At 32.4% G+C, this 12408-nt stretch carries 7 protein-coding genes and 1 pseudogene; all 8 read right to left on the bottom strand.

All coding sequences use genetic code 11. The features are described 5' to 3' along the window. Nucleotides 1-177 precede the first annotated feature (177 nt). Entirely contained in the window at nucleotides 178-318 is a 141-nt protein-coding gene (locus CVT18_RS10350) for a hypothetical protein (protein ID WP_199907373.1), read from the bottom strand. A 102-nt stretch (nucleotides 319-420) separates the two neighbouring features. Beyond that, entirely contained in the window at nucleotides 421-756 is a 336-nt protein-coding gene (locus CVT18_RS10345; RefSeq protein WP_199907372.1) for a hypothetical protein, read from the bottom strand. Between the two features lie 6 nt (nucleotides 757-762). Beyond that, a complete protein-coding gene (locus CVT18_RS10000; protein WP_159071499.1) occupies nucleotides 763-1146 on the bottom strand; it encodes a hypothetical protein in 384 nt (127 codons plus the stop codon). A gap of 1 nt (nucleotide 1147) precedes the next feature. Then, nucleotides 1148-7348 carry a filamentous hemagglutinin N-terminal domain-containing protein gene (locus CVT18_RS09985; protein ID WP_199907371.1) on the bottom strand — a complete coding sequence of 2067 codons (6201 nt, stop codon included), beginning with the start codon at nucleotides 7346-7348 and terminating at the stop codon, nucleotides 1148-1150. A gap of 9 nt (nucleotides 7349-7357) precedes the next feature. Continuing rightward, a pseudogene (locus CVT18_RS10625) lies at nucleotides 7358-9106 on the bottom strand (ShlB/FhaC/HecB family hemolysin secretion/activation protein). Nucleotides 9107-9472: 366 nt separating this feature from the next. Then, nucleotides 9473-9694: a hypothetical protein gene (locus CVT18_RS09970; RefSeq protein ID WP_107824537.1), complete on the bottom strand. Its 222-nt coding sequence runs from the start codon at nucleotides 9692-9694 to the stop codon at nucleotides 9473-9475. A 3-nt stretch (nucleotides 9695-9697) separates the two neighbouring features. Next, nucleotides 9698-10384 (bottom strand): AAA family ATPase, encoded by a 687-nt coding sequence (locus CVT18_RS09965; protein ID WP_103583805.1) that lies wholly within the window; start codon nucleotides 10382-10384, stop codon nucleotides 9698-9700. A 356-nt stretch (nucleotides 10385-10740) separates the two neighbouring features. Further along, the gene (locus tag CVT18_RS09960; RefSeq protein WP_107824536.1) at nucleotides 10741-12033 is read right to left on the bottom strand and encodes a toprim domain-containing protein; all 1293 of its coding nucleotides are present in this window, start codon (nucleotides 12031-12033) and stop codon (nucleotides 10741-10743) included. Nucleotides 12034-12408 lie beyond the last annotated feature (375 nt).

The following is a 12408-nucleotide window of genomic DNA, read 5'->3' as shown; positions in this document are numbered from 1 at the left end:
ATATATACCCATTTTGTGTTTCATCAAATCTAAAATTTTTATAATTTTCTTTTGATAAATTAGGATAAATAGTGGAATTTACATTTAATATTTCCTCAGAATTTTCTATCAATACTTTTGTTAAATTTAAGCAATTTTCTAATTTTACTTTATCTAATAACAATTCTAATATTTCCATCAATCTATAAAACCTTTAAATTTTCCATTTAATTCTAGTCTAATACCACGGCCATCTGGTAATCTTTTTTCCAAAAATGTTATACCTTTACTATTTGTAACTTTCTTAAATTCAATATTAGAATTTAAAATATCTTTCAAATGCTTCATGCCTTGCAAATTCCAAGTATCCATACTACCAGTTGTTTTACCCCAAATTTCAGGTTTTCTGCTGAAGTATGCAACTATAACAATTATTACTAGCTATTCATCTAACACTTCTATCCCACTTGGACAAATTTTAGCAAGTGGGTTGTTATATTCTTGCTGACATTTTTTGCACTTTATGACACCTAGTTCTGCACTTACCTGCTCTGCGTTGTAGCAATGCGGACAAACCACGTAACCATCTACTTGTGTATCTACTCCGGTAGCTTTGATACTTGGATCTTGATAGTCGTTAAAGATTTTTCTAAATTCGCTTTTATAAATTTTAAAATCGATAAAACCAGCAAACTCAACTACATAATTTCTGAACGCAAAACAATATCTCTTCTCTTTCTCTCTAAAATTTAGATCATCTTCAAAAATTTCTTGCAAAAGTGGTTAAAAGTTTTCATAATTAAAATTTTCTATACTAAAACCAAATCTTTTTATGATTTCACCGGCAAATTCTCTTGCTTTTATCCAAGTTTTGTTTGAATAAACTAAAGTTTTATTATCTATTTTTTCTATTTCATTCCAAAAATCTATGCCAAAATTTTTATCCATAAATGATTTGAAGTGGCTTATGATTTCTAGCTCTCGCTTTGAAAAATATATTTTATTTCTAGGATATAACGCATATTCGCAAGCGTTATATATATCTTGCACCAAGTCTTCTACTGTTTCATATTTATCTGTAGATGGATTAACCAAATACTTATCTTGATGCCATAAAGAAGCTATTCTGCATAAATTTAATAAAAAATATCCCTTTTCTACTAGCATTTTATTTCTCCAAAATAGGATTTCCATAAATTGGTATGTGCGTTTCATTAGCCTTATAGCCACCAATATTTCCAAAATTATCTAAGTAATTTTTATTTTTATCTTGTATTCTTAATATCCAACCAGAATTTGAATTTGTTCCAATTGGGGCTTTTGGATCAGGTCCGTGAATTCTAATTCTTTCAATACCAGCCTCGTCAATAAATCTTATACCATTTCCATTTTTTTGTGCCAACATTTTCCAATCTTTTGGAACTCTTGAAATAATTTCATCCACTGTTGCTCCTTCTAGTTTTGTAAAATCTCCAACCAAATTTGAACTTCCTTGTTTAGCCAATGTGTTAGATGATACAACGACTCCTTTTGAGGTTGCAATCATTGTATTATCATTATTGTTTAATTTTTGTATGTCATTTTTCCCAACCCCATCATTACCACTATTTCCATTGTGTTTTATATTTGTGTTAGAAGTTGGTTTATCTATTTTAGTAACATCACTAGTTACCTCACTAGACTTTTTACCAACCTTATCCCAAGCTGCTTTCCCGGCTTTGTTTGTAATAGCACCAGGAGCAGTAAGCCCAGCTATAAATTCAAGGTCCCTTGCAGTTACACTCTCATAGTCACCTAATACCGTATCTAGTTCGCTTTTCATAAAGCCGTTATAAATGTGCGTATCTGCATTTGAGAGAGTATTTGCTATGCCTTTAGCTGTCTCTTTTGTATCTGTTACTAGGTAATAAACTCCCGTTATTGTATCTTTTACAAGATTTATTCCACCTTTTGCAAACCCTGTTGCAAAGTTTGCTATATCATTACTAAGCTTTGTATCTACTTTTAGATTTTTGTCATAGAATTCTCTATTGTTAGTAAAACTATCTAGATAGATATACCTATCCTCATATTGTTTCTTATTTGGATTAAAGGCATTTGTATTATCTAGAGTTGTATTGTAAAAGCTACTTTGCTTTATGAAATTTGTTGCTAGCTCTATATTATATAGATCATTTGAGCTTAGACTTTGTCTATATGCTTCGTTAAATGATCTATCTGTTAGAGATAGTGCTGCTTTTGCTAGTATAGATTTTGCTTCATCGTCGCTATAAATTTTATTTGTTGTAGTTTGAAGCTTTGATTTAAAGCTTGCTATATTGTTTTTATTGTTTATAAAGTCTATCTCTCTTTGATGAAGCTGTCTATTATAAGTATCTGCGCTTGTGGTTATTTTGTATCCTGCGTTTGCTCCTTTATCGCCGTTTGCGATACCTCCAGCTATTATGCCTATTAGCTGAGAGGCTAGTAGGCGTTTGTTGTTATAAGCTTCTATCTCTTTAGTACTCATATTTGATGTATCTTTATGTAATGCGGAAGAGATTGCTTCATTTACTGCCCCGCTTAATGCACCGGCCGCAACGTTTTCATGAGATAGCTTTGCTGAGAGTGCTCCTACAGCTGAGTGAAGAGCTATCTTACCTAGACCTGATTCTTTAAATAATGCATTAGAGTTTATATTTGATTCACTACTTGAATAGTTTCCTACTGCCTTGTAAGCATTATCTGTTGCTTTAGAGATTAAATTTGATAGTAGTGCATCTTTAAAGTTTGTTTTATAGATGGCAGAGTTTATTGCTGCGTTTGATGTGGAGCTTAGTAGGTCTGCATATGAGAAAGTATAAGTTGGTGTATTTATGATATTGGTATTACTTAGAGTGCTTATGCTTGATATGTAGTTACTAACATATGAGCCTACCCCTGCACTGATGGCTGATTTGGCGAGGGATGATGTATCAAATTTAACCTTGCCATGAGATAAGAGATTGTTTGTTAGTTGGACTGTTGAGTTTGCTATGACAGCTGTTGTCATCGCTGATATCGCTGCGCCTGCGGTTGAGCTAGCAGCAGCCCCGAGTGCTCCGGCTGCAGCAGCTCCTGTTCCGGCTCCTGCCGTTAGGAATGTAACGACGGCTGTTATTATTAACGCTCCCATTCCGCTAAGAGTAGTTGTCTTATCTTCCCATTCTTTAGAATTTAGGACTGCTTTTACTTGATTTATTGTCTCTTCATCTATTGGGGTATTTGAGTTTGATCTTAGCTCTCTTATGACTCCTTCTTTAAATTCGTCTGAGTTTAAAGAGTCGTTTATCGCTTTAAAGGTTGTGGCATCTAGTTTATTAGTTATATCCTTGCCATTTAGTGTAAATTTGTCTTTTACTTTGATGATAGCTGGGATCTCTACCTCTTCTATCTTGCCTTTATTTTTTACGGTAGCCGTTAAAACTCCTGCGTTATTGCTTAGACTTGTATTTACAGATGTGCTCTTTGCTGAGACTAAATTTAAAAGCTTTGTATTCACATCTACATTAGCAGCCTCTATGATAGAAGCTAGGGCGTTTATTGTATTTGAGTTTAGACTTATATCTTTTGCCGATAGTGTACTTATGGCAAGGTTATAGTTTGAACTACTCTCTTCGCCATTTGATTTCATTAGATCACCAAAGCCCGAGTCTTTAAATTTAGATGAGCTCTCTAAGCTATATGACGCTGGTAGTAAATTTATATTATCAGCTTTTATATCTAGGCTCTCATCTGCGCTGATATGTGAACCTGAGAGTGTAGTATCTTGGTTTGAAGCTATATTTATGTTTTTGGCGTTTAAATTTGAGCTAACAACCTCTTCATTTGTTGAGCTAGCTGACGCGCTTTGCTTGCCAAGGATTTTTCTTGCGGTTGATTCTGACTTGGCATTAGAGATGCTATTTGTCGATGAAATTTCTATCGCTTCATTGGCCTTTAAATTTAAGTTCTCTTTAGCATCTACATTTGAAGCTACTATGTTTATATCTTTATTGGCATTGATATTTATATTATTGCCAGCTTTTATGTTAGAGGCTTTAGCTTCTAGGCTATTGCTTTCAAATTTGGTAGATGTTTTTCCTATTACAAATGTAGGTGTGCTAAGTGAGCTAAATTTATCTTTTGTTTCTTTTAGAGGGTTTAGCTTTCTTTTTAGATCGACAACGATATCTTTTAGCACTTCATTAGGCTTTAAGATACCTATCCTACTACTCTTATGCTCCTCTTTATGATAGCTTTCATCATTAGTGTTTGATATAGTTATAAGCTCTGCGTTTAAATTTATATCACTACTAGAGTTTAGGTTTGCACCTTTTAGGCTAAGAGCACTTTTGGCATTTAAATTTATATCATTGCCAGAGTCTATAGTGCTATAAACTGCCTTTTTACTGCCATTTGCCACAAGGTCAAAGCTACTCTTATAAAAGGCGTTTGGATTTAAAGATATTTTGCTCTTTTTAGAAGCATGAGAGCTAGCCTCTACGTTGTAGCCATTTTCAAAGAGGATATTGTTGTTTGAGTTTAAATTTATATCTTTGTCTGATTTTAGCTTAGATGATACTAGATATATATCATTAGCTGAGTTTAAATTTATATTATTACCAGAGTTTAGAGTAGTGCTTACTACCTCTGAGCTTACGGCACTATCTATGGTTTGCTTTTTAGAAAGGAGCGACTTAGAGCTATTTATAGCTGTTGCCTCGCTAGTGTTTGACTGTGCTGCTAGTATGATATCACTAGCATTCAAATTTATATCTTTTAGTGCGTTTAGATGAGTTGATGAAACTAAAAGAGCATTTTTAGCATTTAAATTTATATCCTTAGCGTCTAAATTTGCAGCGCTTACTCTTTTTACACTCTCATCAAATTTCATCCCTTTAGAGCTTACATGGTGTGTGTAGCTAAACTCATCTGCTTTTATCTCTATATCGTTGCCTGAGTTTAAATTTATATCACCACTCGCATCTAAATTTGAGCCAGAGACTTTTATATCATTGCCAGCTTGTAAATTTATATCGTTTGTAGCTTCTAGGTTAGAGACTTTGCTAAACTGAGACTTGCTTTGATCTAAATTTATATTATTATTTACATTTAAGCTTAAATTTTTAGATTTTAGATCAGAGCTATCTATCTCTATATCATTGGCCGCAATGTTGGCATCGCCGCTAGCTGCTAGATCTGCGCCTTTTAGCTTTATCTTTTTATCTGCATTTAAATTTAGACTATCAGCCACTACGCTGCCAGCTAGGCTTATGTTGCCTTTGGCGTCTAGGTCTATGTTGTTAGCCATTACTAGAGCTGAAGCTTTTACGTTTTTATCTTTGGCCTCTTTTTTAAATTTACTTATGCTCTCGTTTCTTGCTTCATATAAAGCGTCAAGGATGTTTGCTATATAAGCAGAGTTTATGCTATCAAGGCTGTAGTAATACCCTTGATTTTTTACCCTTCTATTTAGGTTTTTTATTATTGGGCTATTAAATATTGGCTCAGAGAATTTATCTAGATCAACATTTGCTAGTTTTATATCATCATTTAGTGCGTAGTTTGAAAAGTCCTGCGTGCTTCCTACTATGTTATTGCCCGCTGCAAAAACTGCTGGCAAGCCAACATCTGTGTATGAGAAACTGAAAAATTTTCCCGTTCCGCCTTTGGTTTTCCAACCTCTTCCTCTATACCACTTCTTTTTCTCTTTCCACTTATAAACGCTATAGCTATTTACGTGGTTATTCAGCATTAGGGCTATGTTTTCTACACTATCACTATTTAGCCTGAGATCTCCTCCAGCATAGATAACACCCTTATCGTTTAATATATCATTTACGTTTAAATTTATATCGCTGTTGGCTATTATGCTACCTGGGATAAAATTTGCTTTGTCCTCTTCGTTTAGCACATCCTTAACTATACTATATGTGATAGTTCTTTTTTGCTCGTTTTTTTCAGCCCTTCTAGTATCTACCACTACTTCATTTGTATCATAATCTAGTCTGAGGTTATGAAATATCTTTTGGCTAGTGCCTACTAGGTGTGAGTCTTTGTGTAAATTTAGCGCATAAAGAGCACCATCTTTATTTGCAGCCTCTTTTAATACTAACTCATTTACCTCTTTTTCATCTAGCTCACTTATATCTTTGCCCAGCTTCTTGGCTAGTTTAGCGCTTATTTTCTCTTTTAGCTCTTTTAAATTTACACCAAGCTTATATCTGTTTACTCCCTCTTTATTAAGGTACATAGTGCCTTGACTACGTACTGTATCTACCCTAGCCTGCGAGCTTGAGTTATTTACTAGCTTTTTAGCTTCTACGTTTATATCTTTAGCATAAATTTGACTTGAAGTATTTACTAGAGTGTCTGCTTTTATATTAAGGTTCTCTTTGGCTGCTATTAGCGCTTCATCTTTGTTTGTTATAGTATTTGCCTCAATCCTAGCCTCTTTGTTAGAAGCGATAGCACCGGCATTAACTATGTCACCATCAAGGCTTATCTCTATGTTGTTATTTGCTATTACTAGGCCGTTATTGTTTACGCCTACTCCATTACTTGTTCCAACTAGTTTGATTTTATTAGCATACATGCCGCCAATCGCGCTACTATCTAGGCTAAAGCTATTTTCTTGATTTTTAGCTTTTACGTCGTTATATAGTTTGCCACTACTTGAAGCTACCTCTTTTTCACCGATAATATTTAACTCATTTGCGTGGATATTTGAGTTTATATTTATAGCATTTGAGATCACATTAGTATAGTCGCTGCTCTTATCGTTTAGGCCATCCCCTATGATGTCGATTGATTTATCAGATATTAGCTCTATCTCTTTAGGGCTTAGTTTATTGATATTGCCTGTTGTTAGTGTTAGTGAGCGAGAGTTGATCATATTTAGACCATCTACACTTATGCCATTTGGGTTTGCTATGACCACGTCAGCTCTACTTCCGGCTACCTCTAAATTTCCTTTTAGAGATGATTTCTCAGCTGAATTTACCTTGTTTATGATAAGGCTCGCCTCTTTATTTAGCCTATAGTTTGCTTCTATCTGGCCAGCTATCTTAGTATCTATGTTTTTATTAGAGTTATTAAGGATAGTGCCTGTTGAAGGCGTATTAAACCTGTTATATTCGTTCATAGAGACGCCCTTGCTATCAGGGTTTGTGATGTTTATTATTAGCGTCTCATTAGGGGCTTTTAGTATATCAGGGCGGTTGCTAGCACCTGGGTCAGCTATGATGCTTGGCTCATTTGCTAGAGCTGGTATAGTACCAAGTAGTAAAGAAAGACTTATGTAGAAATTTAAGCCCATTGTTAAAAGACTAGGCTTTTGTGCATTTGAAATTTGATTGTTCTTTAGCATATTTTATCCTTAAAATTCATAGCTTAGAATAAAGTTGATGTTTGTTGATTTTGTTTCAAAGCTCTTTGGTTTATAAAGAGGCTTAGAGATAGAGATGTCGTAGTTTAGACGGTTATATGCTTTTATATGTCCTTTTAGACCAAAGGCATATCCTGCAAGGGTGTTTTCATCCTTGATGCCACTACTTGTCGCTCTTACCATACCAGTATCAACTCCAGCATAGATAGAGTTATTTTTATAGTAGCTATATGAGAGGGTATTTCTCATGATCACTCCGTGGTTCCCAACAAGTGAGCTCTCGCCGTCAAACCCTCTAACACTGTAATATCCACCGATGCTAAATTTATCTTGCAAGCTTAGTTTGTTTAAACCATATCTTGCGTTGATATTTAGATCGTAGCTTAGTGGGATTTCAAATTTATATTTGTAGTTTAGGTTTAAATTTATTAGCGCAAATCTTGATGTAGCTTCGCCGCTATCCTCTAAAGGATCAGGCTGTGAGTTAAATATCCCGGTGCCCTTTTTATAAGCTAGCCTAGCGCTAAAAGCTTGGTTGTATGAATTCCAACTTGATCTTACACCTATCTCATATCCAGCATTTCTTCTAGCTTGGTTATCTAGCTCGTAGTCTTCTAGGTAGTTTTTATTTTTTCTCTTAAATAGCTTTACATAGGCGCTATTTTTAAAATTTGAATCCCTATAAAATGTATAAGCAAGGCTTAGTGAGTCGCTCTCGCTTCTGCCTTTATATGTGTAAAGATTGTAGGCTGCATTTATGATCTAGGCATAGTCATATTTGCTCTTTTCATATTCAAGCATAAAATAACCAAATGGAATGCTAAAGCCGTAATAGTAGTTATTTGAAGCACCGTGATCACTTACGCCATTAAATTTATTTGTAACTTTATATTTTTTAAGTACATCCTTGCCTCGTGAGAAGCTAAAAATTTCGTTAAATCCAAGTAAATTTAGGGTGCTTAAATTTACCATTGCTTGATATTTACCGCTTTGTTTTGAGCCAAGGCTATCAAGGCTGATGGCAGCTTTAAGTGGAAAGCTTTGAGCTCTAGCGATCACTATATTTGAAAAGCCGGCTCTATTTGAAGGTAGAAATTTGATGCTAACATCATCTTTTGAGACGTTTTGCAGTGACTCAAGTGCTTGTTCAATATCTCTTATATTTGCTAGTTTGTTTTTATGAGAGTACTCACCAAATGCGGTAAAGAGGCTCGCTCTATTTCTTTGAGTGTCAAGCTCATTGATACTTATATCATCTATTAGACCAAGATTTATCACAAACTCTAGCTTGGCATCTTTTAGACTCTTTGTAACTAGGCTCACACTTGAAGTTATAAAGCCCTCTTTTATGATTTCATTATTAAATGAATTGATTATTAGATTGATTGAATTTTTACCAATGCAACTGCCTGATCTAAACTCGAATTTACTTAAAGTATTCTGTAAGATAGAATTAAATTTAGAGTAGTTATCTTTATAAGCTTTTCTTATTATAGCCTTATCGGCACTGCTATTAGCATTAAAACTAGTTATCTCATTATCATGTAGCAGCAATATACTATCTATTTTAAAGCATGGAGTTTCGTTTAAATTTAGCTTGCCTTCTAAAGTGGATTTTTCGTTAAGCAAATTTATATTGGAGCTTTCATTAAATGAACTTGCTATGTTAGCTCTAATCTCTTCGTTGTTTAACTCATTTTTTTGGCTAATTTCACTAGCAAATAGCAATGCACATACCATGCATAAAGATAAGATAGCTCTCATCTGTCCTTCCTTGGAATGATTTAATAGTTGTATTTAAAAAATAATTTAATGATATTATAAAAGAGTTAATCTTAATTAAATATTAAAATATAATGAGAAAAAAGAATTTTTATATAAAATATTTCAGAAAATGAAACGATTTAAATATATAAATGATGCTAGAGCCGTTACAATAGATGTAGATACAACTGTTAAATACTTGTTTTACAATAAAATAATACTCGCATAGCGTTAAAGATTTTAGTTTACAATCTCAAGCTTAAGCTCATGAGCTTTTTTAAATGATATTATATTAATATAATTATAATATTAATATAATATCATTATAGTATTTATATAATACTAGATAAAAATTTTAAAGCGAATGTATTGATTTATACCCATTCCAATTTTTTCCGCTTCTATCTTTACACGATCAAATTCATCTTGCGTAAAATAAAGTAAAAATGACTTATCTCGTTTTAAATTTTTAGGTTTTTTTGCTTCTGATGTTTCTCCTCTTGCTTGATTTATAAAATTTTCTTCACTAGTAGCTGGAGTTGTATTTACTTTTTTAAAACCCATTTTTTAATCCTTAATATTTTCTTTTACAACTTGTAATAGCTCGGCATAAAAACTTTCGAAATCTTCAAGCGCCCTATCCCCATTTTTGCAAAATTCGCTTAAACTATTGCCATTTGAAACCGTTTTTCTATAAGCTTGTCTTTCGTAAATAACAGAGTTTAATAAAAAGACATCACTTAAATTTCGCTCCTTTTTTGCATCATCGATGTATTCACGCATACTTTCAAGCTCTTTTGCCAAAAAAGGATTTGGAGAAACTCGGTTTACAAGTATAAGTGTAAGCAATTTCTCATTTAACTCTTTCGCTTCACTACTAAGATCAAGCATGCGATCAAGAACACTCACATCGTACTGTGAAGGTATGGTTGGTATTATAAGTACATTTGATGACAACATAGCCTTACGCATCTCCTTACTATCACGCCCACCAGTATCGACTACGATAGAGTCAAAGTTATCCCGCATACGCTTTATCTCATCACCCAAGCTAACACCTGTTTTTGACACACTTGAAAAGAGCGGTTTTAAATTTGACTGGCTTCTAATATCTGAAAAAACCTCGGTTGAACGTTGCGGATCAGCATCTATTAAAAGGACATTATCTCCATCCTCTGATAACCTAGCTGCTAAATTTACAGCAAGCGTAGTTTTGCCGCTACCACCTTTTTCATTTACGATAGATATTACCATTTTTAATCCTTTTCTTTTTATGAGATTATATCATAAAAATATCTTTTTCATATTTATATATTTTTATATAAATATTATTATCATATTATTATAATATTTATTTCATATAATCTCTTTAGTTAAAATATAGATAAAAATTATAAATATCAACACATAAAACACAAATTTAAGAACACTTATTCTGCTATCATAAAAGATATAATTAACTAGCAACCCTCTATACAAAAATAAAAATAGGTATTTATTAGCAGGCAATACATAATTTTCAAATCGAGATAAAAGCATTATGATTTAGATACTATTATTATAATATCTAAATCATATAAAAATAATATTACATAAATATATTTTAGATACTATAATAATATTTCTAATTGACGCCCTACTTCGTCAATTCCTCTGCTGTTATACAAATCATTAAAGTCACTATATCCACTGTAAATTTCTTTATCATTAAAATTTGGGATACAGATACTTACATTTTTAAAATTATTTTTAATCTGCATTGCCTTTTCTTTTCCAATATTAAACCCACTCTCTTTTTCTTTTTTGACATCATTATCAGCAGCAATTATGATATGTATATTGCAAAACCTTGTAGAAAAATTTTGAACTACAAATTCTAAATTGCCCACATCAAGTCCAACTATTACAGGCATCTTACAAGCTTCATGAACGCTTGCTGCAGTAGCGAAACCTTCACATATATAAATTTTATTATATTTTAATAAAGCCTCAATATTAAGTTTAGCTGAATTTTTGTTATAAAGATCCATATCGTCACTTATAATAAAAAAATTTCCTCGCTTCTTAGCAAGAAGCTTTTCACCATTTTTCTTTTGCTCATTTGAAAGTAGGGCGCCTATCATCTTATTTCCATTTGGAAATATCCGTTGAAGCGACCAAAATTTTTCATTGATATCAAAAAGTGGCATAAGAAGATTTCCAAATCTATCCTGTTTCAACCCATAATTTTTATATACTCTTTTCTTAACAAAGTAGCCATGGTCTAAAACAGCAAATTTTGCAGCTAAAAACTCGTCATATAAAATTTTAGCTGTTTTTTTATATTCCTCTTCTAAGTCCTTATCCCTTTGTGACTGCTTTTGAATAAAGTCTGTATTGCCTTTTGATAAATTCTGATTTTTTTTACTACAAATAAGTTCATCGGAATAAGGTGCTACGTCTAATTTCTCATATTTCCAGTTACTAATAAACCCGCTTTTAAAATTTTGTATAAACCCAGCTGGTATCCCGTCAATATAACCAACATATGCACCACTTTTTTGCGCACCCTTATCACCATCTACTCTAACACGTCGTAAAATCCCATCCATTATCGGTGTGTCTACTTCAAGCCCGGCTGCATTTAATGCATCTTTGAATTTTGAAGATACGTCAAAAATATCAATTTGATATTTTTGAGAATAGGGCACTTTGAATTTTGTAATACCATCTGATAATACAGTTTTTTTATTAGCTCCTTCTTTTTTATTTTCTTCAAGTAACTTTACTAATGCCTCAAAATCAAAAGTATCATAAATAAACCATCTTTTTTCGTCACTATCCCACATAGTTCCCATTGTTTTTGCAGTATTTTTTAGAGAGTAGGGCACATCAATATAAATTTTTTTTCTTTTCCTTGGCATATTAAAAACCTATCATATTCATAATAATAAAATATTATTCTAATATATTCATAATATTATTATCATATTTAAATAATATTATAAAATTTACAATAAACAAATTTTTCTTTGTTATTATACTAAGTTTCTATATCCTCCTTTACAATACGTTTTTATAAATTTAATAAAAACTTTGAACTTATTTCTATAATCTTGTAAAAATATAATCAACAACACAAATATTATCTCTTAATGAAATAAAAAATCTTCCAAAAAAACACAAAATTTGATCTTATATAAAATTTTTTCCCAAAAAAAGAAACAAACACTACATTAAAGAAAAATCAAAGACCATAAAATAAACCAATGATAATAGTCTTTCTTTTTTGGTGTTTT

The sequence above is a fragment of the Campylobacter concisus genome (genome assembly GCF_003048405.1).
Classification (GTDB): domain Bacteria; phylum Campylobacterota; class Campylobacteria; order Campylobacterales; family Campylobacteraceae; genus Campylobacter_A; species Campylobacter_A concisus_Q.
This window is presented reverse-complemented; position numbering and strand designations above follow the sequence as displayed.

Coding starts and splice junctions, on each gene's coding strand:
- CVT18_RS10000 (WP_159071499.1), bottom strand. CDS start 1,146: ATGCTAGTAGAAAAGGGATATTTTTTATTAAATTTATGCAGAATAGCT.
- CVT18_RS09985 (WP_199907371.1), bottom strand. CDS start 7,348: ATGCTAAAGAACAATCAAATTTCAAATGCACAAAAGCCTAGTCTTTTA.
- CVT18_RS09970 (WP_107824537.1), bottom strand. CDS start 9,694: ATGGGTTTTAAAAAAGTAAATACAACTCCAGCTACTAGTGAAGAAAAT.
- CVT18_RS09965 (WP_103583805.1), bottom strand. CDS start 10,384: ATGGTAATATCTATCGTAAATGAAAAAGGTGGTAGCGGCAAAACTACG.
- CVT18_RS09960 (WP_107824536.1), bottom strand. CDS start 12,033: ATGCCAAGGAAAAGAAAAAAAATTTATATTGATGTGCCCTACTCTCTA.